Genomic DNA, 20,857 nt, shown 5'->3' on the forward strand with positions numbered 1-20,857 from the left:
CTGTATATGTTGACATGTTATTTGTGTTTAGAGGAAATAGATTTGACGGAGAACGAAACTGTGTCAGTGCCGTTAACGAAATGAAGAAGATAGGTTTACAATATGAATGAGCTACCCGTACCAATAGATAAAATTGTAGCAAAGCATGAGTTTGCTCTTAGTGAAGTCGATCAAGTGTATCTTGAATGGTATGAAGTCCACAAAAGGCGCCTAACACGCAATACAACGGGCGGAAAGACAATCTTTATGCAATTGGAGCAAGGTGCGGAATGGCATCATGGCGATGCTTTATTTCATCAGGAAACGCTACAGGCGATCCTGGTTGTCAAGCCTACGTTGACCATAAGATTCAATCCAATAGATTTGGTGCAGCTTGCAGATTTTGGTTATTTTATTGGAAACAGACATCTGCCCATATTCAACGTAACAGATGCCCAATCACTTCGTCTTCCTTACGATGGACGGCTCTATGAGCAGGTCCTGGCAAAGTATGGAACCTCGATTCAATTGGAGGAAGCCTTACTGTTATCCGAGAATTTGATTCGACTGCAGGCGAGAAATAAAAAGAAAGCAGATTTAAGCGGAACAGATGAACATGTTGATCCGCGTAAGCAAATCCTAAAAAATAAGTAGATGAAAGTGAATCGTATTATACCTGTATTGCTTTTGGCATGTTTGTGTTTGGTGAGCGCCTGCCAAAATCGGCAAGCAGGTGCGGTCAGCAATCAAGTGAAAGCTGTCGACAGCCGTGGAAAAGAAGTGGTATTAGCGCATACGGCACAACGTGTGGTTGTATTATTTCCGTCCCTTGTTGATGAAGTCTACATGTTGGGTGCTGAAAATAGCCTTGTTGGTATTCCTGAACAGGTTTATCAGGTCGAAGATACCTATAAGTTTTTATCCAAATTGGATGATAGGATCGCAAAAAAAACACTGGCGACACCTACTTTCGCAGGCCAGGCAAATAATGTGGAAAGCATAGTGAGCTTAAACCCTGACCTTGTTTTGACATTCAATACCGATCAGGATAATATTTCCCAACTAGAAGATCTTGGAATTCCAGTGTTCACTTTTTCTTCGCAGGATGAAAAAAGTATTTTTAATGAACTGACAGGGATGGGAGCATTACTCGGAAAGAAAGCGCGAGCGGAAGAAATTGTTCAGTTTGTTTCGGCGGAGATCAAAAAAATGACTGCTCCCAAGGATCAAATACAGAAGAAGGTTTATTACGCTTGGTCTAAAGGTCGGGTACTTTCGACATCCGGTCGTGGTAGTTTGATTGATATGGCGATCCGCCTTTCGGGCGCAGCTAACGCCTGTCCGTTGGAAATGGAAGCCCCAAATGTCGGCGCAGAGACAATTTATAAATGGAATCCGGACCTCATTATTCTTTGGAATTCTACATTGGCAGACGTCTATAACTTAAAGGAACTCGCGGCCTTACCTGCAGTGCGAAATAAACAGGTATTTGTGATGTCACCGTCGTTTCCATTCGACCCACATACCGTCAAATTTATGCTTTTTGCCAAACAGATAAGGCATTGGTGTTTTTCGGATTATACGAAACAGCAACTTGACCAGGATATGGCTATCGCTTTTGAAAAACTTTACGGTAAAGCAGGATTACTTCAATGATGCATCAATTAAAAAAGCTGTTATTGCTCGTTGTTCTGCCATTGTTGGTTTTATTGTTTTCCCTATTGGTGGGCTCAAGCCAGAACATTGGTTTTGTTGAGCTCTGCCAACGCATTGGATCGGAAGTGGGGGGATATTTAGGTCACCCTACTGCGGTATTGAAGGATAATATGGATACGATATTGTGGCAGGTACGTTTACCACGGATTCTGCTGACCTTTATGGTCGGAGCTGCTCTAGCGTCTTCTGGCGGAATCTTGCAGGCCATTTTTAGGAATCCAATCGTTGATCCCTTTACATTGGGTATTTCTTCGGGATCTGCTTTTGGGGCTGCATTGGCTATGTTGTTTCCGCTATTGCCGGTCAATATATCCGCATTTTTGTTTGGTGTATGTGCTGTGGGCTTGACTTATTTTGTTTCAAATGCTGGTTTGAAAACCTCGATTATTGGGATGGTATTGGCAGGAATGGTTATTTCCGGAGTATTTACAGCCATGTTAACCTTGTTGCAATACATCAGTGATCCCTATAAATTACAAGCTATTGTACAATGGACAATGGGGAATCTGCATACGGCCTCCTGGTCGAAAGTACAGCATGCTTTTCTGCCGATAACAATAGGATTGGCTATCCTGATCCTGTTTCGTTGGAAGCTGAATCTTTTAGCCTTGGGCGATCAAGAAGCAATTGCTGTTGGCGTCAATCCGAAAATATTGAAGCTGGGATTTATTGCTGTAGCTACACTAATTACAGCATCAGCCGTTGCAGCTGTAGGGGTAATAAGTCTATTTGGATTAATTGTTCCACACATCAGCCGGATGATCTTTGGCCCCAATAACAATATTGTTGTGTGGGCAAATATCAGTATTGGTGGTACTTTTCTTCTACTGATCGATGATTTTTCTAGGGCGGTCATGCCATTTGAAATTCCGATCGGTGTATTTACAATGATTATTGGCGCTCCCTTGTTTATTTACCTGATGCGTCGTAATGAAATCAACTGGAATTCATGAGTAATTCGATTCATATCAACAACCTTTCTTTTGCCTACGGTAAGGATATCATTTTAAATGATGTAACCATGTCATTCCCAAAAGGAAAGCTTTCTGTTATTCTCGGTCGGAATGGAAGTGGTAAATCTACGCTGTTCAATATTATTGCAGGGCTGGAAAAAAAATATGATGGATCGGTTCTTATTAATGAAACGGAGCGTCGCAATTGGAAGGTTGGTCGGGCTAATTCATTGAAATTGGGTTTTCTGAACCAGTTCCATCAGACCACATTTCCTTTTAGCGTTGTTGATGTTATTCTGACGGGACGGGCTTCATTTTCTCGTTTTTCACCAAGTAAAGAAGACTTCGAGGCAGTAGAACAGATCTTGGATAAATTTAACCTCACACACTTAAAGGACAAACCCTATACGTCGTTGTCTGGAGGGGAGCGACAATTGGTGTTACTATGTCGGGTATTGGTACAGCAACCTGATTTATTATTGCTTGATGAGCCTACGAATCATTTGGATCTGAAATATCAGATTGCGGTTCTGCAGACCGCCAAAGAGCTGGTCAAGGAGGGGACAACCGTGTTATGTGTAATGCACGACCCTAACATGGCGTTTCTTTTTGGTGATCAGTTTTATCTGATGAAAGACAATAGGCTCGTGGACCTCCATGGTCTGGATCGGGAACAAGTAAGAAATTTATTGGAACAGACCTATCAACTTCCTTTGATTAGTTTGGAAAATCAAAAGAAATGGATGTTTGTTCCGATGCTGAGTGGTGCTGCGGCATTTGAACCCATTGAGGGGGCAGAACATAGTCCAGCAACCGTCACTGAGCTGAATACACCCTGATGAAGTGTGGAGTAAGCGCCTTTGTAAAAACATCATGGTTTGTAGGTGAAATGCCCAGTTTACGGGGCGATTATTTTAAAATAGCGATAACACTATGAATATATTTAAAGACAGTGGTCATATATTGATTGAAAATAAACGGATGAGTAAGGGATCTCTTCCCGCTCAACCTCAGTTGAAAAATATAACCATATCTCGTGTTGAAGAGGAGGATATTGATGTCGTATTACCTTATGTCATTGAATTTCGGAAACAGTTGTTTCCGATGTTGGATTCCAATAAGCTTCCTAAGGATCTACTCGCATTTTCAGCAGTGTATCTTGAGGGTGAAGCTGCTGCATTCTTGCAGGCAAAAGATCATCGGGGTAATTTGATCGGCGTGGTTGGTATGTCGGCTTATGACTACCGTTTTCCGCATTTGGATATAGACAGAAGGAAAACGGTGGAAGTTGCCCGGCTTTTTGTGGATCCGAGTTACCGTAGGTCAGGTTTAGGAACAGCCTTGTTCAAAAGTTTGGTCGCTGTAGCTAAGGAGAAAAGTATAGAAAGGCTTTATTTACATACGCACCCATTCTTGACAGGAGCCTATGAGTTTTGGGGAAAACAAGGCTTTCAATTAAAGGACTATTGTAATGAATCGAATTTTCCAACGATACACATGGAATTATTCGTTGATCGTATTGCTTAAACCCAATTTGGGTAATCCAAAAAAAAGAAAAATTATTCTAATGAACAACATGATGAAAGCGCTAGCTTTCGCTTTATTGACAAGCGCTTCCGTACCGGGAGCCGTATATGCACAACAAGGTGTAGCATTATTTGGAAAAATTCAGGATGAAAACGGTGATCCCATCGCTGGGGTTACACTGACCTTAGTCGATGGACAACAACAGACAAGTTCTAATGCTCAGGGCGAATTTAGTTTTACCGGAATAATTTCCTTTCCTGTACAGTTACGTGCAGATGCAATTGGGTATAAGCCTGTATTGCTGGATTTGAACGCCGCTAGCTGGAATGCAAAAAAAGGAGTTCGATTACTGATGGTGGCCGGTGATAATACCTTGGATGAGGTATTGGTAACAGGTAGACGCAACAATTCTTATCTGACAAACGACATGGAGTTGGGCGGAAAATTTGCTGGAAAATTAAAAGATCTTCCACAATCTGTTGCTGTTTTAAGTAAGGAATTTATAGAGGATAAGCAGGCATTCACCACAGGGGCATTGGTTCAGGATTTGGCTGGTGTGACCGAAGCATCTTCCTATGATGATGTTGTCATTCGTGGCTTTAAAAGCGGTTATGAAACGGGTGTACGGCTTGTCAATGGCTTACGCTCGGGGTATGGTTATGGTAACAGTTATTATAATTCTCCCTTAACAATCAATCTTGAAAATATCGAGGTTTTGAAAGGGCCAGGAGCATCTTTGTTTGGAGATATCGTACCGGGTGGTACAATTAATATGACGACCAAGAAGCCTTTGGAAGATTTTAGAGGGCATGTGAATTTTTCAGGTGGTAGTTTTGAAACGATGCGAACAACTGTGGATCTCGGTGGACCTCTGGACAGTGCCAAACGTATTTTATATCGTTTTAATGCGGGTTACGAAGATACAAAGACTTTCCGCGATGTAAATCGCCAGAAACGAATCATGGTGGCTCCTTCGTTCACCTTTAAACCAGCTGAGGGCACGGTGGTGGATATTGATATGGTGTATAATCAGTTCAACGGTTATCTTGATCGGGGAATGGGTATTAAGGAAAATAACTTTTATGCTTTGCCAAGATCATTTACGTTGAGCCAGCCTTCCGATTTTTATAATTCCAAGACTTTTTCGTTAAGCGGCCGCTTGTCTCAGCGTCTGGCAGAACATGTTAGTTTGAATCTGAGCTACATGAAATCCATCTATCAGGAGGATGTCAACGAACATCGGACAATGAACACCTTTGCTGATGCGCCACATAATACCATTATGAATATGCGTTTTTTTGATCGTCATGGACGTGACTATACAGATAATGTTGTGGGTTATGTTAAGTGGGATCTTATGGGCGATAGAGTCGATCATCATTTTGTTGCAGGAGTTGATTTTGCACAATATCGGGGCGACAAAGAAAATCAATTGCGGGAGGCGCGGCAGCAAACTGTAGATGGCAAAGTCGTCCCGTTGACTTTTGATTTGAACAATCCCACTTATACCACGCATGATCTAACGAATTATGTGTGGCGCACGGGAGTCGCTTATCCTTTTTTGAGCCCTTATAAAACAACGGGTAAATATATTCAGGATCAAATCAGCATTGACGAGCGATTGAAACTTATTGTAGGTCTTCGTCATGAGCACTATTCTTCTGAGACACTTGACGGACAAAATCGCTTTCATGCAACGCAAAATGCCTTATTACCTCGTTTTGGTGTAACCTATGGAATCAATAAGCAGATTAACTATTTTGCAAGTTATTCACAAGGATTTGTACCTGTGGGCGCCAATTTTATTCAGAACTATAAAGATTATGGTGCCGATAAACCCTTTGATGCTGAGCGGAGTTTCCAGGTGGAAACGGGGATGAAGGCCGGTTTTTTTAAAGAGCAATTGCAAGTTGATCTATCCTTATTCCGAATTGAACGACGGAATATGCTCATTGCCACAGGGGCTATCAACGATTCAGGGTTGCCGGAGTATAGACAATCTGGCAAAGCGCTATCGCAGGGTGTCGAACTCGATGTGCGTGGGCAGTTGACACGTGAGTTCCAGATTATGGCCAATTATACCTATAATGATACGGAGGTAAAATCATCTTCTGTTCCTTCTGAAATCGGGCAGTCCCTACCGGGAGCACCTAAAAATATGGCGAGTGCCTGGTTGAAATATGTGTTTTCAGCTAGTACATTAAAAGGTTTGGGTTTTGGTGCCGGTGTTTATTATGTAGATCGTAAAAGGATGGATAACAGTATCGGAAAGGATAGCGAAGGAAATGCACTCTGGGGGCAATGGCCTTCGTATACCACTGTAAATGCTGCTGCCTATTACCACATTGGTGCGATGAAAATGGCCTTAAATCTGAACAATGTATTCGATAAATATTACTTTTTAGGTGGTTTTGACTACACGAGAGCCTTTGCTGGTGCACCGCGAAATGTCATGGTATCAGTGGGTTACTCTTTTTAATGCTGAAATAGTAATCTAAAACCGCCAAAGCGGGCTTTTTCAACAAATTTGGACTATTTAATTCAAGATTTGTGCTAGTCAAGTAGCCCGCTTTGGTTGTAAATTTGAACAACAAATAATAGTATTGTGAACGCAAGAATGAGGTATAGTTTAATCTTTTTAGTTTTTCTTTTTAGCACCCTGCTCATGAAAGGAATAGCTATGCCATCACATTCTACTGTTCAGCATTTACCCCTCGTCCGCCTAAGTCTGTCTGTATTTCCTTCTCATGTAGATAAAGCTTTAGGACAGTCAGAACGGGAAAATCTGTTAGCCGCGGTTAAAGATCATGATGTCTATGATATCACCGAACAGATGGACCTCAAAGATGAATGGAGCAAGCTGCTCTATTGGGGCGTGCTTTCAATTTGTCTTTTTGTATTCTGTTATCCTGCACGTCTCAAAATTCAGAATAACAGAAGGCCTTATATGGATCGATTGATCCTTCCGCCAAAATATATTCTTTTCCAAAGTTTAAAGATCCCATTTCTGGGGTAAAAATTTCCATTTCTTACAAGGGTTGAGAAAAGACAGACCTTGCGCTGTGTAGGGGTGTAATCTGTCCTATTCATCACGATTTTGAACGATTTTTTTAAGTCGTATGACCTTGTCGTGACCTGTACCCACCGTGACTTGTTTTTAATTCGAATAACAACAATTTAAATAATATTTATATGCATTTATTACCTAGAGAGACAGAGAAGCTATTGCTTCATCTTGCCGGCGAACTAGCGAAAAAACGTAAAGCTAGAGGACTTAAATTAAACTATCCGGAGTCTATTGCATTGATCAGTAGTGAACTTTTAGAAGCTGCTCGTGACGGGCGTACTGTTGCCGATTTAATGCAGTTTGGTGCAACATTGTTGACACGTGAAGATGTTATGGAAGGTGTGCCCGAAATGATTCATGATGTACAGATAGAAGCAACATTTCCAGATGGTACAAAACTGGTCACTGTTCATAACCCGATTCGCTAATTGTTAAAAATATAATCTATGATCCCAGGAGAATTTTTTATTGCAGATGGCTATGTGATCTGCAATGAAGGTAGAGAAGTTACAACCATCACTGTGACAAATACAGGTGATAGGCCCATTCAGGTAGGTTCACATTTCCACTTCTTTGAAGTGAACAAAATGATGGAGTTTGATCGCGAGAAAGCTTTTGGTAAGCGCTTAAATATTATCGCAAGTACTGCAGTACGTTTTGAACCAGGCGAATCAAAAGATGTCGAATTGGTTCCGTATGCAGGTGCAAGAAGGATCTATGGCCACAATGATTTGGCAAATGGAGATACCGAAACCGAAGTTGCGAAAGCAAATGCAATGAAAAAAGTAAAAGAACAAGGCTTTAAAAACAAAGTGTTATGAGTTTAAAAGTTAGCAAATTAAATTATAGCGCCATCTTTGGCCCTACAAGTGGAGATAAAATCCGTTTAGGAGATACAGATATCATTATTGAAGTCGAAAAAGACTACGCTTACTATGGCGATGAAGCCAAATTTGGTGGTGGTAAGACCGTGCGTGACGGGATGTGCCAATCTTCCGTTCATACACGTGATGAAGGTACACTGGATATGGTGATCACTGATGCTATTGTTATTGATCACTGGGGTATCGTGAAAGGTGATATTGGTATTAAGGATGGTAAAATTGTTGGTGTTGGTCGTGCTGGAAATCCGGATACCATGGATAATATTACACCAAATATGATTATCGGTGCTTCTACGGAGGTGCATGGTGGATCAGGATACATCTTAACTCCAGGTGGTATTGATACCCATATCCACTATATCAGTCCAACACAAGTTGAAACGGCCTTATATAGTGGTGTTACAACAATGATCGGGGGCGGTACAGGTCCAGCGGATGGAACAAATGCAACTACAGTAACACCGGGTAAATGGAATTTACGCCGCATGTTACAAGCTGTTGAAGATCTTCCAATGAACTTTGGTTTTTTTGGTAAAGGAAACGTTGGTACTGAACAACCTATTGTTGAACAAATTGAAGCTGGTGCCTTAGGTGTTAAAATCCACGAAGATTGGGGTGCTACACCAGCAACAATCGACAGAGCGTTGACGGTTGCTGATCAATATGATGTGCAGGTGGCTATCCATACCGATACGCTGAATGAAGCGGGTTTCTTGGAAGACACGATCCAGGCAATCAACGGACGCGTGATCCATACATTCCATACGGAAGGTGCTGGCGGTGGGCACGCTCCGGATATCATCAAATCTGCGATGTATCCAAATGTATTGCCAGCATCGACAAATCCAACACGTCCATTTACAAAAAATACAATTGACGAGCACTTGGATATGCTGATGGTTTGTCACCACTTGAGCAAAGAAATTCCGGAAGACGTGGCTTTTGCCGATTCTCGTATCCGTCCAGAAACGATTGCAGCTGAGGATGTACTACAAGATCGCGGTGTATTCAGTATCATGAGTTCCGATTCGCAGGCAATGGGACGTGTAGGTGAAGTCATCACACGTACTTGGCAGACTGCAGACAAGATGAAGAAACAAGTAGGTCCATTGCCTGAAGATGAAGGTAAGGACAACGACAATTTCCGTGCACGTCGCTATGTCGCGAAATACACGATCAATCCAGCAATTGCCCACGGTATTTCGAAGTACGTTGGTTCTATCGAGCCTGGTAAAATTGCCGATATGGTGATCTGGCGTCCAGCTTTATTTGGCGCAAAACCAGAAATGATTATTAAAGGCGGGATGATTATCGCTTCAAAAATGGGGGATGCGAATGCTTCTATTCCTACACCACAACCAATCATCTTAAGAACCATGTTTGGCGGTTTAGGTAAAGCCGTTCACCAAACTTGTTTTGACTTTGTCTCTAAAATTTCATTGGAAAAGGGAATTAAAGAAGAGTATAAACTGGAAAGAACCTTACTTGCCGTAGAAAATTGTCGGAATATCTCCAAAAAAGATATGATCCACAATGATGCCACACCTGAAATTATCGTCAATCCAGAGAATTATGAGGTAAGTCTTGACGGCGAGATCTTGCGGTCAAAACCTGTTGATACAGTTTCGTTGGGACAACGATACTTCTTGTTTTAACCCTATAACTACTTTTTATGGCGTGATCCGATGTCACGCCATAAGCTATGAAAAACAATAGGTTGATGAAATCATCATGGGCTTATCAAAAGCGCATAAAAGAGAGGGAATACTGATTGCTCATGATGCTTCATTAAGCTAAAATACGATTTACGCTAATGAAAAATTTGAAGACATTTTTAGGCTGTTGTATAGCAATGGCGTGCTTAACCATACAATCGGCCTATGCGCAAAAGGGAGGTATCATGATTTATGGGGCACTGAATTACCACGAAACAACAGCTGGGCATCAATTTAGTGCCGCTCCGGTGGGTGCTGCTTATTTTTTCACTGACAACATGAATGCGGGGCTAAACTATGGATTCAATTCTGTTAAGGATAAAGCACTGGATTTTACGGATCATTCGCATGAAATAGGACCTTTCTATAGCAATACTTGGCCCCTGAGTGAGCATTTTATGTTAATTGGCCAGGTTGATGTGCATTATTTGTGGGGCGATCAACATGTCGCTACCGGTGGTACTATGGTAGATGGTAAATACAATGGCTATCTATTCAGAGTGTACCCGCTTGTGGGTATCGCCTTGGGAAAAGGTTGGGCATTAAAAGCTAAAGTAGCAGAATTGTCTTATAAAAAGAGAAATAGTAAAGATGCTGCAATTCCCAATGATCACGAACTCATTACGGGAATCAATGGATCTACAGTAGGTTTAGGCTTGTCTAAAAATCTATTTATTAAAAATTAAAAAATGATAATCACGGAAATCACAAGGAATATTCAGGGGGAGCAGATCACTAAGCGTCTCGATTTGCTTGCTATTGAATGGTATGAGTCGACCAAACGTATTCAACGTTTACGTACAGCGGAGGGAATGGATATTGCCGTCAAATTGTTGGGTAATACATCCAGCTTGCAGGATGGTGATGTCTTGTACGAAGACGAAGAGAAAATTGTTGTGGTAACGATCAAACCTTGTGAAGTCATCCGTGTCATGGCAATTGATTTCCTGCGAACTGCTTTTGTAAGCAGCGAAATTGGAAACAAACATTTGCCTCTATTTGTGGAGGCAAATGAATTGCTTATGCCTTATGAACGGTCAATGTACGAATGGTTAACGAAACAAGGATTTGACCCGCAGCGTGGCGAGCGCCAACTTTTACGTCAGCTCAATGCAAATGTCGATCCCAAGCATCATCAGAAGATGAAGTCTTCAACGAAGAATATACCGCTCTTGATCAACGACAAGGCCTTCGTGAATTTGCAAGCGCCAACAGCCGGTATCGCTTTAATGCCCAATGATAGAGAAGATTACGCAAGGAGCTGATAAATCCTTGAAGATATATACTTATATAAAAAAATAATGTCAATGAAAAATACATTTCTAGGCAAGTTACTCCATCTCGCAGATCCTACATTACCAATTGGAGGGTTTACCCATTCAAATGGACTGGAGACTTATGTGCAACAGGGCTTGGTCTGTGATAAAGTTACGGCGGACAATTATGTGCGTCATAACCTCTGGTATAATCTGAAGTACAATGATGCTGCTTTGATGAAATTGGCCTATGAAGCAACTTCTTCGCAGGACATGGATGCATTGATCGCGTTAGATCAAGAATGTACAGCATTAAAAAGCCCAAGAGAAATTCGCGATGCCAGTAAAAAACTGGGTGTACGTATTTATAAAATATTCAGTCGTTATCAACAGCAGGATTTTATGCTATCCTGGGGTGAATTAATCCAAAAGAAGGAAGTAGATAGCCATTACTGTTTGATGTATGGCATGTTGGCGTCACTTTTAGAAATTCCTTTGGAAGAAGCATTACATGGCTTTTATTATAATGCCGCCATTACGATGGTGACCAACGCTGTAAAACTTGTGCCATTAGGACAGTTGGATGGCCAAGATATACTTTTTGGTTTACATGATGATATACTTGATCTCTGCAAAGAGACCTTAACCGTTGAACGGAATTTAGTGGGCTTATGCAACATTGGATTTGACATCCGTTGCATGCAACACGAACGATTATATTCTAGAGTTTATATTTCTTAAAAAACAATTAAAATGGAAAATAGAAAATATGTTAAAATAGGGGTTGGTGGTCCAGTAGGGTCTGGTAAGACAGCATTATTGGAACGATTGAGCAGACGGTTGATGAATGAAATTGATCTTGCCGTAATTACGAATGATATTTATACCAAGGAAGATGCGGAATATATGGCCAAAAATAGTTTGCTTCCCCGTGAACGAATTATCGGTGTGGAAACTGGCGGTTGCCCCCATACAGCGATACGGGAAGACGCGAGTATGAATCTCGAAGCTGTAGATGAACTAGCTAGCCGTTTCCCGGATTTGGAGTTGATTTTAATTGAAAGTGGTGGTGATAACCTGACTTCTACTTATAGTCCGGATCTTGCCGATATCACCATTTTTGTCATTGATGTTGCCGAAGGTGAAAAAATGCCGCGTAAAGGTGGGCCGGCAATTAGAAGATCAGACCTGTTGTTGATTAATAAAAAAGATTTGGCACCCTATGTGGGCGCAAGCCTAGAAGTGATGGAACATGATGCACGTAAAATGCGTAAAGGTTCTCCATTCCTGTTTTCAAATCTAAAAACCGGCGATGGTTTGGAAGAGATCGTAGGCTGGATTAAAAAATACGCACTCCTTCAAGATATTGAGGAACCTAATTTACTACGTTAATTATGATTTGTTCTTTAGCTATTAAGATAGCACATCGCGAAGGAAAATCCTTTTTAAAAGATGCATATGCGACACAACCGTTTCGTATCGTTCCTGTTGGGCAATATCAAAAAGACAATGCAGCGTACTTGATGATTATGAGTTCATCGCCTGGTTTGTTGGATGGAGATGACCATCGTATTCAAGTTGATATTGCTCCGGGGTCTAAGTTACAGTTACAGACGCAGGCTTACCAGCGTTTGTTTCATATGAAAGGTCATTCGTCCCAAACGATGGAAGTGAATGTAGGCGAAAATGCTGTTTTTTCTTATGTACCCCATCCCGTCGTACCTCAGCATTCGTCTCATTTTTTGAGCCATAACATTGTACATCTTGCTTCAAATTGTCACTTATTGCTGAGTGAAATCGTGACCTGTGGCCGGAAAATGTCCGGTGAAGAGTTTATGTACAATCACTTTCAAAATCTGACAGAATGTTATGTCAATGGTAGGCTCGTGGTGAAGGATAATGTATTGCTTCAGCCAGATCGTATGCCTATACAAGGTCTGGGTATTTTGGAAGGCTATACGCACCAGGGAACGTTGATCTATCTGAATAGTGCCGGCTTGAATCCAAGCGACTGGATCGAGGCTTTCCATGAACAGTACGGGGAAACCAAAGACGTCGCGTTTGGGATTAGCGAAATGCAGCATGACGGTTTTATGGTTCGCGTTTTAGGTAACGGTGCCGAACAGCTTTATCTTCTTTTTAAAGAAATGCAAAGCGCACTATGGGGCAACATATTTTTGAATAACAACTAATTATATTCCAATGAAAAATAACATCCTAGCTTTTATAAAAGCTTTTTTTAAAGGATTTGGGCAGATTATGTTACAGGGTAACATTTGGACGGGTATCTTATTTATCGGAGCCATTATTTATGATTCGGCACTTATGGGCTTTGCAGGGGTTCTCGCTAACATCGTAGGCGTACTGACGGCCAAGTTGATGAAATTTGATGAGGATCATATCAATGATGGACTTTTCGGATTTAATGCTACGCTTTACGGTATTGCTTTGGTTTTCTATTTCCAGACAAACGTTTGGGTATGGGGAGCCTTAATCGTAGGATCTGCGTTGACCACCATTTTGATGGGGTTTGCATTAAAGAAGAATCTGCCGGTATTTACATTTCCTTTTATCTTAATTACCTGGATCGCATTGTATGTGTTGAGTATTCCAGAACTGGCCTTGCGGACTGTACCAGAGCATTTTGTTGATATTCAGGAAATGGATGACTTCCTAATTGAAGGCCATGCCTTTGGTCAGGTTATTTTTCAGGGTAGTTTAATTGCTGGATTGATCTTTTTCATCGGGGTTTTCCTGAGCAATCCCATGGGCGCACTTTACGGTTTCGCTGCTGTTATCATCAGTGTTTATATATCGCACCATGGCCATGAATCTGTAGATATGACCAATAATGGCATTTTTAGCTTCAATGCGGTTTTGGTTGGAATTGCCCTAAGCGGCCCCCGCGTTAGAGATGGTGTATATGTTCTAATCGGAACGATTATCGCAACATATTTCGATCATTTTTTGATTCACAACGGATGGACAACATTGACTTTTCCATTTGTTTTTGCGATGTGGGCTATGCACCCTGTCAAACTTATCGATAAATGGTTGGTGAATAGGTTTTCATCAGCTGAAGGGACTTCCTAGTCCTTTTTTGTGAACTAAAATTTTATGTATGTTTAAATTTTGTTTAATAAAACTATTCCCAATAATGCTCTTATTGGGAATTCATGTAAATACGGTGTACGGACAAGTCAGTCCGCCGGGATTAGGAAAAGCAAGGACCGCATCTTGGTCGGTTTTGGGCTTGCGTAGGAAATTAGACAGTGCTGGAACGAAGGAAGCATTGATCTATATTGGTTTGGGAACTAAAAGTACACCCGACGATTCAAATCCATTTCACAAGCAGGCTATTTGGGTGTTAAACCATGAGGTCTATCATAAATTTGCTAAAAATCAACAATATAGTTATGCGTTGAGTTATCGTCGCCAAAACGTTTACGATGAGGCTGCCCCATATCATAACGAAGGTGTTGAGCAAGAGTTTAGGTTGTATGGACGATATGCGTATACATTGACCCTTAATGATCGTTTGAAATGGAAAAATACATTAAGACAAGAGTTCCGAAAGTTCTTTACAGCCGATTTTCAAAAGGCAGAAGAGAATTTTCAATTTAGGACCCGCTTGAAGTCGCAGCTAAATTTCAAAATTTCGGCTAAAAATAAGCAGGAATTGGCGTTGAGCGCTGAAGGACTTTTTGCAATCAGCAAGCTCTACGAACCTGTTAGTACCTGGTCTAGCTTTGGCTATAAAGAGACCCGTTTGGGTTTTTATTACATGACAGATATTCCAAAGACACCTTTGCGATTGGATCTGGGTTATATGAACGACTTAATTAAAGGCTATGACAAAGTAGATTTTGGGGTTCATTATTTAGCCGTAGATTTAATCTGGAATTTACCTTACCGTAAAAAGCATTAGCCCGCCATAAACTTATGTTTCCGATAGTCACTGGGTGAATACCCAGTGATTTTTTTGAATAGCCTGGTGAAATAGGAGGGCGATTGAAATTTCAATTCAAAGGCTATACCGGCAATATCTCTCGTAGCATCCTGCAGCAGAATCTGACTATGTAAGATACTTATTTCACTAATCCATTGCTTCGGAGGTTTATTTGTCGCTTCCTTTACACATTTATTGAGGTAGTTTTCTGAAATATGCAATAAATTGGCGTAGAATAACACGTTTTTATGATCGATATGAAATTTTTGTACATATTCGCGGAAACGGAAAGCAATATCGAGCTGTCGGCTCATCGGCGCCTTAGTCTCTATATCCGATTTTATCACCTTCAATAGGATACACTGCATCATGGATATGCAGACTTCCATTACGCGGCCCTCGGTAAAAAGTTCCTCTTCCAATAACATCAACATTTGCTGGATCCAATGTGCTACATGTGGTTTAAGTGTGGTAAAAGGATGGGAATTGAAAAATTTAATATCGTTTATGCCAAGCTCAATATCAGTTACAATTTCATTTTCATAAACCACGAAAAAACCTTCTACATCATCAGAGATTGCCAGCGTAGCCGTAATATTACCTTGTTTGATGTTAATGACTTGATTTTCGGTTAAGGTATAAGATGCGCTTTCGAGATGTTGGGTCAGGGACCCCTTCGTTACAAAAATGAGAAAATTAAACGTCGTACGATAGGGGATGACAGGCATCAGGATACTGCGGAGGTAATTCTCGATTCGATAGACTTGAATTTTATTCTCATTGAATAAATTGTGCTCAGAAACATCCGGTAAAAATAACTTTTTGTACTCGTAATTGTTGATGATCTTAATCGAATTTTTCATAGTTTTAAAGACAACCTACTTACCAATGAAATCAAAAAAAAGGAATAGTTGTATGTATGACAAATATACTTAAAAGTTTGCGGAAATTAGGTTAGCATCCGATGCTTTCCAATCAAGTAATTATTGTGTTAACTAAGTGAAAAAGCTTATTTAAGACAAATTGTCCTGATTCCCTTTTATAAACTCCGACGTGAAATGTTGTTGCTGTTTTTCATGGCTGAATTTCTCCCTATTATAGGACGCTGAACTACCTTTGGGTATTGATAAGGAGGTCCATTTATCATCCAAACATATTTTCCCAATATAGAGCATCTGACCGATGTGGTAGGGATAATGTGCTAGCTGCCGCAAGATCGCTTCCATGACGGTATGTCCTTGATTACGGATATAAATGATTTTAGCGAGATCTTCTTCTTCGAGGGATTCAATTGCTTGAAACAGACAGGACCATCCAGCATTCCAATAGGTAATAAGCTCATCGCGATCTACCCAACTGTTCTCAAACTCCTGGTCGCGGTTTCTATTTTGTTTTTCGCCATCTGTGGTGAGAAAATCGGTCCATCGGGAAAGCATATTTCCACCTAAATGTTTAACAATTAATGCAATGCTATTGCTCGAATCATTGGGTTGCCAAAAGAGTTGTTCAGTGCTTAACTGTGCCAATGTTTTATCACCCAAAGATTTATAATATTGAAATTGCTTGATACAAGTCGCTAAAAAATTGTCCATTGCGTCGAAAGTTTGGCATTTACAGGAATATTAATATACAAAAATGTCCTGAAACCGAGACCTAAAATAATTTTTTTAGCTGAAATCTGGTTTTGCTATCGATGTCATTAATTTCCTGATACAGTTTTTTGAGGTGATAAATGTGTGAATTTATAAGGAGAAGGAGAAGGAGAAGGAGAAGGAGAAGGAGAAGGAGAAGTGTGAGCAAAAATGCTAATAAAAGCAAAGGTGATACTGGGGTATGTATCACCTTTAAGCTAACTAAACATTAAACATAAATAAACAGTCTTTTTTAAAGACCACACTAAAAATTACAATACTACTTTGCCACTTGTTGATTTGTCAACTTGGACATTTTTTGGTTGATTTTTTAACGCAATTCTTGCCGATGTAGAAACATTTCCCTGTAAGTTTTCTTTCACGCTGAGCGTAACATTTGCAGACGAATTGGCTTGTACTTGGGCATTTGTTGTCGAGAAACGGCTCATGTCAACCGATGCGGATGAATTGGTGTTCAAATTTAAATTTGAAGCGCTACCCGCAATTTCCTGCTTAGACGAACTGCTTGCCGATACTTGCAAATTTTTACTGCTGACATCTGTCGTTAACTTGCTAGAAGAGCTCGTTGAAAGGTTGATCATCAGCAATTAATTTTTTAAGCGATATTTTTGCGGAGGAGGATACGTCTACAGAAATTTTGTTTGCCTTAATCGTTTCATCGGTATAGATCGAACTGCTGGATGATGCCGAAAAGCGTGTCGGTATCTTGCTTGAGTAAACAGTTACGCGATTGTTTCTCGCATTTCTGATTGAACTGTTTCTTTTATACTGTACATACAGTGTACCGTTTTTTACAGTCGTTTCGATAAGGGATAAATGTTCGGGATTATCTGCTTCAACAATAACCTCGTTGCGATTAGAGTGAATATAATCTACACGTAATGAAGTTGCCGATGAAATGCCATCTGGAGCAGTGATCTTACGTGTTTCGCGTTCTTGTGCCTGAGCTACATATAAAAATGAAATAAAGGCAATGGTTAAGATTCTTTTCATTATTTTTCTGTTATTAGTTTAAATTTATTTTTACTGAAAGTTTCATTTTAATTTCCCTTTTTATCGTTTCTTATGCACTTATGCATACGCTCTATCGTTAACTGCCACCTATAGTATAATAGTAATGCCAAAACTTTAAATCCGTTTAAAATACTGATTAACACTAGTTTTGTTCCTGAGTGCTATTTTCGTTCATGCTCATTTTTGAACATCAACTGTTCGGTATCGGACAATAGTTTGTTTACCAGACTCTTCGTTTGTAGGCTGCTAACCAGAATTGATACTCTAATTGGGAAGCTGTTATAAATACTTGTCGCATCTTCTCCCGTTTTGTTGCAGTAGTTTCTGCTGCAATTTTGTCAACGTAGTTTTTCGCCTTGATAACGCCCTGTGCAAAATCCTCACCGCTATAAGTTGCTATCCATTTGGAATAGGGATTTCCCTGTGTATTTGCTGTCGATACAATGTGATCTCCGACCTCCTTATAAATCCAAAAACAGGGGAGTGTTGCCGCCATAGCAACCTCAATACTCTCGAAAGCGGCTACGCTTTTAAGAAAATGAACATAATGATGGCAGGTTGGTTCGATTTTGTTGCTCTTGTCGGCAGGACTTAAACCAAATTCCCGAAAGTAATTTTCGTGTAATGCCCGTTCAACAAGTAGCGCATTGCGACCAAATTCGAAATAGTCCAATGCTTGTTGGTTATCCGTACTTTTTGCACCTATAAAGGCGAGCACACGGCCAAATTCTTCTAAATAGAAAGCATCCTGCTGCATGTAAAATTGAAATTTATCCAGGGGAAGACTACCATCACTAAGCTGAACAATAAACGGCATAGTGAGTATATCTGAATAAATTGATGTTATTGAATCCCAGGCATGATCAGTCCAGTTCATATTGAATAAGTTTAATCGGATTGTGGAAGTGATTTAATGGCCCATTTCCTTTGCCAATGATGAGGTCTTTGCTACCAGCTATTGCTGCGTGTATATAGGCCAATGCGAATTCAACCGCGCTATCGAGACCAACGCCTTGTGCCAAATGGCTCGCAATTGCTGAAGAAAGCGAACAACCGGAACCATGTGTATTTTTGCTATTAATTTTTTGAGATTTGAATTCAATTGGTGGATTCTTGTGCTGGAACAATAGGGATGTTAATTCTTGACTTTGGAGATGCCCGCCTTTAATCAAAACGGATTGACAACCTTTCGCCAGTAGGCTATTTCCCGCTTTTTTCATCCTCTCGACATCGTCAATAACTTGGTCTACTAAAACACTTACCTCGTCTAAATTTGGTGTAATCAGCGTTGCCAAAGGAAAAAGAAGTTCAATGCAGGCCTGAATTGTATCATCGTGAATGAGCTTGTGCCCGCTGGTCGAGACCATGACTGGATCAAATACGATAGGCCCTTTATATTCTTTTAAATAGCTGCTAATAAGCTCCACAAGTTCAATATGGTGTACCATGCCTATTTTAATTGCATCGGGATAGATGTCGTCAAAAATAGCATCTAATTGGTCCTGGACGGCTGCTGTAGGAATGTCATAAATACGTCTTACACCTTGTGTGTTCTGAACGGGTAAGGCAGTTAACACATTCATGGCATAACAACCTAATGCAGATATGGTTTTGGTATCTGCTTGTATACCTGCACCACCGCTACCATCGAACCCCGCAATGCTGAGTACGCTAGGGACGCGGTATTTTTTATCTTTTGTCATTTTAATAGTTCTTTTAGTTGTGCACTGGCAGCTCTGGGATCTTGACTTTGGCATATGGCCGAAACGACTGCAATGGAGTCTGCACCGGCATTCCAGGTCTCTTCTGCTGTTTGTAAATTCATCCTTCCGATAGCGATCAATGGTTTTTCCGTCCTACTCCGAAGTTGTTTTAAACCTGCAATTCCCCATTCAGTAATCGTGTCCATTTTTGTTCTCGTAGAAAAAATGGGACTTACACCAAGGTGGTCGACGGCGTACATTTGTGGACTTTCCAGCTGCTGCATATCTTCTATGGACCAGCCTATGTTTAATTTATCGCCATATTTTTCGCGAATAGGGAGCGGCTGCAAATCATTTTGACCCACATGTACTCCCCATGCCTCGATTTTTGCAGCGATTGCTACGGCATCATTGATCACGAGCGGAATACCATAACGATCGGTCAGTTTTTTCAAACGCATGGCTTTATCCAAAAATGTAGCGGAATCGTCAGCTTTTTCGCGTAATTGAATAAGATCGACTCCACCAATGATGGCTTCTTCGGCGACATTGAGCCAATGTTGAGGATAACAGTCCCGCTCAGAAATTACCAAATATAAAGGGTAGGGAAAAAGCGGATTAATGCGCATAACATTTGATCTTGAGCTTTGATTTTAGACGTTCTGCATTGAGCTTATAGAGTTCATCATAGAGATTCAATTGCAGGGTACCCGGGCCAGCTGCTGTTTGGGCTGCGAGTTCTCCCGCCAAGCTCAAAATGGAAACGCCGGCAACAGCTGCTTCAACATATTGGTCTGTAACACCTAGAAATGCACCAATAAGTGCAGTAGCACTACAGCCAAGTCCAGTTACCTGTGTCATTAAAGGGTTGCCATTAAAAACTTCAACCCGGTATTGCTGTGAAAGGATATAGTCTACTTCTCCAGAAATACAGATAATGGAACCGGTTTGCTCTTGCAATAATTGGCCAAATCGGAGCGCATCTTTACTCGCTGTCGTGCTGTCGACTCCTTTTGTGTTCGGTTGGTTGAAATTGTACAGCGTCATGATTTCTGATGCATTTCCACGAATAACCGTTGGTTTGAGATCCAGTAGATTGGCTAATAAATCATTGCGGAATGCTGATATCCCAGCACCAACAGGATCAAGTACCCATGGCCGTCCAATGGTATTGGCATGTTCGGTAGCAACCAGCATAGCTTCGGCTGTATCTTCACTCAAGGTGCCGATATTAATAACAAGAGCTTGCGCAATATCGACAACTTCGCGTACTTCTAAAGGACTGTGTACCATTACGGGGGACGCTCCTAGGGCTAACAGTGCGTTGGCCGTATTGTTCATCACGACTAGGTTTGTGATGTTGTGTACAAGGGGTTTTTCGACCCTCAGCTGCGCTAATAAATTGATAATTGAATCTTCCATTCTTTTTACATATGCTAAGA

The 20,857-nt window shown here is 40.8% G+C and carries 24 protein-coding genes and 1 pseudogene; 17 read left to right on the forward strand and 8 right to left on the reverse strand.

The features are described 5' to 3' along the window. Positions 1–102 precede the first annotated feature (102 nt). From B3297_RS24210 to B3297_RS24290, 17 genes and pseudogenes are all read left to right on the forward strand, one after another. The gene (locus B3297_RS24210; protein ID WP_112376083.1) at positions 103–633 is read left to right on the forward strand and encodes an urease accessory protein UreE; all 531 of its coding nucleotides are present in this window, start codon (positions 103–105) and stop codon (positions 631–633) included. Further along, positions 634–1,635, forward strand: coding sequence for an ABC transporter substrate-binding protein (locus B3297_RS24215; protein WP_201638979.1), 1,002 nt, complete (start codon positions 634–636; stop codon positions 1,633–1,635). Next, the gene (locus B3297_RS24220) at positions 1,632–2,648 is read left to right on the forward strand and encodes a FecCD family ABC transporter permease (RefSeq protein ID WP_236586027.1); all 1,017 of its coding nucleotides are present in this window, start codon (positions 1,632–1,634) and stop codon (positions 2,646–2,648) included. The genes B3297_RS24215 and B3297_RS24220 overlap by 4 nt, the downstream gene beginning before the upstream one ends. After that, positions 2,645–3,487 (forward strand): ABC transporter ATP-binding protein, encoded by an 843-nt coding sequence (locus B3297_RS24225; protein ID WP_070567887.1) that lies wholly within the window; start codon positions 2,645–2,647, stop codon positions 3,485–3,487. Before B3297_RS24220 ends, B3297_RS24225 begins: the two co-directional genes overlap by 4 nt. A 94-nt stretch (positions 3,488–3,581) precedes the next feature. Then, positions 3,582–4,175 carry a GNAT family N-acetyltransferase gene (locus tag B3297_RS24230; protein ID WP_286779645.1) on the forward strand — a complete coding sequence of 198 codons (594 nt, stop codon included), beginning with the start codon at positions 3,582–3,584 and terminating at the stop codon, positions 4,173–4,175. Continuing rightward, positions 4,120–6,654, forward strand: coding sequence for a TonB-dependent receptor (locus tag B3297_RS24235; protein WP_286779646.1), 2,535 nt, complete (start codon positions 4,120–4,122; stop codon positions 6,652–6,654). Before B3297_RS24230 ends, B3297_RS24235 begins: the two co-directional genes overlap by 56 nt. 186 nt (positions 6,655–6,840) lie before the next feature. After that, positions 6,841–7,191, forward strand: coding sequence for a hypothetical protein (locus B3297_RS24240; RefSeq protein ID WP_286779647.1), 351 nt, complete (start codon positions 6,841–6,843; stop codon positions 7,189–7,191). A 176-nt stretch (positions 7,192–7,367) separates the two neighbouring features. Then, a complete protein-coding gene (gene ureA, locus B3297_RS24245) occupies positions 7,368–7,670 on the forward strand; it encodes an urease subunit gamma (RefSeq protein WP_070567883.1) in 303 nt (100 codons plus the stop codon). 18 nt (positions 7,671–7,688) lie between these two features. Continuing rightward, positions 7,689–7,994 (forward strand): annotated as a pseudogene (gene ureB, locus B3297_RS24250) (urease subunit beta); the annotation flags it as partial. A 65-nt stretch (positions 7,995–8,059) separates the two neighbouring features. Then, the gene (ureC, locus tag B3297_RS24255) at positions 8,060–9,781 is read left to right on the forward strand and encodes an urease subunit alpha (RefSeq protein WP_070567879.1); all 1,722 of its coding nucleotides are present in this window, start codon (positions 8,060–8,062) and stop codon (positions 9,779–9,781) included. A 158-nt stretch (positions 9,782–9,939) separates the two neighbouring features. Then, positions 9,940–10,527, forward strand: coding sequence for a hypothetical protein (locus tag B3297_RS24260; protein WP_139145037.1), 588 nt, complete (start codon positions 9,940–9,942; stop codon positions 10,525–10,527). A 3-nt stretch (positions 10,528–10,530) separates the two neighbouring features. Beyond that, positions 10,531–11,106 carry an urease accessory protein UreE gene (locus tag B3297_RS24265; RefSeq protein ID WP_286767939.1) on the forward strand — a complete coding sequence of 192 codons (576 nt, stop codon included), beginning with the start codon at positions 10,531–10,533 and terminating at the stop codon, positions 11,104–11,106. Between the two features lie 42 nt (positions 11,107–11,148). Further along, positions 11,149–11,838 (forward strand): urease accessory protein UreF, encoded by a 690-nt coding sequence (locus tag B3297_RS24270; protein WP_070567872.1) that lies wholly within the window; start codon positions 11,149–11,151, stop codon positions 11,836–11,838. A gap of 12 nt (positions 11,839–11,850) precedes the next feature. Continuing rightward, entirely contained in the window at positions 11,851–12,489 is a 639-nt protein-coding gene (gene ureG / locus B3297_RS24275) for an urease accessory protein UreG (RefSeq protein WP_286779648.1), read from the forward strand. A 2-nt stretch (positions 12,490–12,491) separates the two neighbouring features. Further along, positions 12,492–13,289, forward strand: a complete 798-nt coding sequence (locus tag B3297_RS24280; RefSeq protein WP_286779649.1) for an urease accessory protein UreD — start codon at positions 12,492–12,494, stop codon at positions 13,287–13,289. 10 nt (positions 13,290–13,299) lie between these two features. Next, a complete protein-coding gene (locus B3297_RS24285) occupies positions 13,300–14,190 on the forward strand; it encodes an urea transporter (protein WP_201638982.1) in 891 nt (296 codons plus the stop codon). A 28-nt stretch (positions 14,191–14,218) separates the two neighbouring features. Beyond that, positions 14,219–15,025 carry a DUF2490 domain-containing protein gene (locus B3297_RS24290; RefSeq protein WP_286779650.1) on the forward strand — a complete coding sequence of 269 codons (807 nt, stop codon included), beginning with the start codon at positions 14,219–14,221 and terminating at the stop codon, positions 15,023–15,025. Here B3297_RS24290 and B3297_RS24295 read toward each other — a convergent pair. The 8 genes from B3297_RS24295 to thiM form a co-directional block, all read right to left on the reverse strand. After that, positions 15,022–15,909 carry a helix-turn-helix domain-containing protein gene (locus B3297_RS24295; protein ID WP_159333066.1) on the reverse strand — a complete coding sequence of 296 codons (888 nt, stop codon included), beginning with the start codon at positions 15,907–15,909 and terminating at the stop codon, positions 15,022–15,024. The two genes, B3297_RS24290 and B3297_RS24295, sit on opposite strands and share 4 nt — an antisense overlap. Before the next feature lie 150 nt (positions 15,910–16,059). After that, positions 16,060–16,638, reverse strand: coding sequence for a DUF1572 family protein (locus B3297_RS24300; protein ID WP_159333065.1), 579 nt, complete (start codon positions 16,636–16,638; stop codon positions 16,060–16,062). 311 nt (positions 16,639–16,949) lie between these two features. After that, positions 16,950–17,279 carry a GIN domain-containing protein gene (locus B3297_RS24305; protein ID WP_286779651.1) on the reverse strand — a complete coding sequence of 110 codons (330 nt, stop codon included), beginning with the start codon at positions 17,277–17,279 and terminating at the stop codon, positions 16,950–16,952. Beyond that, positions 17,251–17,691, reverse strand: a complete 441-nt coding sequence (locus tag B3297_RS24310) for a GIN domain-containing protein (RefSeq protein ID WP_286779652.1) — start codon at positions 17,689–17,691, stop codon at positions 17,251–17,253. The genes B3297_RS24305 and B3297_RS24310 overlap by 29 nt, the downstream gene beginning before the upstream one ends. A 241-nt stretch (positions 17,692–17,932) precedes the next feature. Then, complete coding sequence (tenA, locus tag B3297_RS24315; RefSeq protein ID WP_070567862.1) at positions 17,933–18,589, reverse strand: thiaminase II; 657 nt, start codon at positions 18,587–18,589, stop codon at positions 17,933–17,935. After that, positions 18,576–19,415, reverse strand: a complete 840-nt coding sequence (gene thiD, locus B3297_RS24320) for a bifunctional hydroxymethylpyrimidine kinase/phosphomethylpyrimidine kinase (RefSeq protein WP_286768560.1) — start codon at positions 19,413–19,415, stop codon at positions 18,576–18,578. The genes tenA and thiD overlap by 14 nt, the downstream gene beginning before the upstream one ends. After that, on the reverse strand, positions 19,412–20,044 hold the full coding sequence (gene thiE, locus B3297_RS24325) for a thiamine phosphate synthase (RefSeq protein WP_286779653.1): 633 nt from the start codon (positions 20,042–20,044) through the stop codon (positions 19,412–19,414). The genes thiD and thiE overlap by 4 nt, the downstream gene beginning before the upstream one ends. Beyond that, on the reverse strand, positions 20,034–20,837 hold the full coding sequence (thiM, locus tag B3297_RS24330; protein WP_070567855.1) for a hydroxyethylthiazole kinase: 804 nt from the start codon (positions 20,835–20,837) through the stop codon (positions 20,034–20,036). The genes thiE and thiM overlap by 11 nt, the downstream gene beginning before the upstream one ends. Positions 20,838–20,857: the final 20 nt, after the last annotated feature.

This window comes from Sphingobacterium sp. UBA3519 (assembly GCF_002377215.1).
In the GTDB taxonomy this organism is placed as follows: Bacteria; Bacteroidota; Bacteroidia; order Sphingobacteriales; family Sphingobacteriaceae; genus Sphingobacterium; species Sphingobacterium multivorum.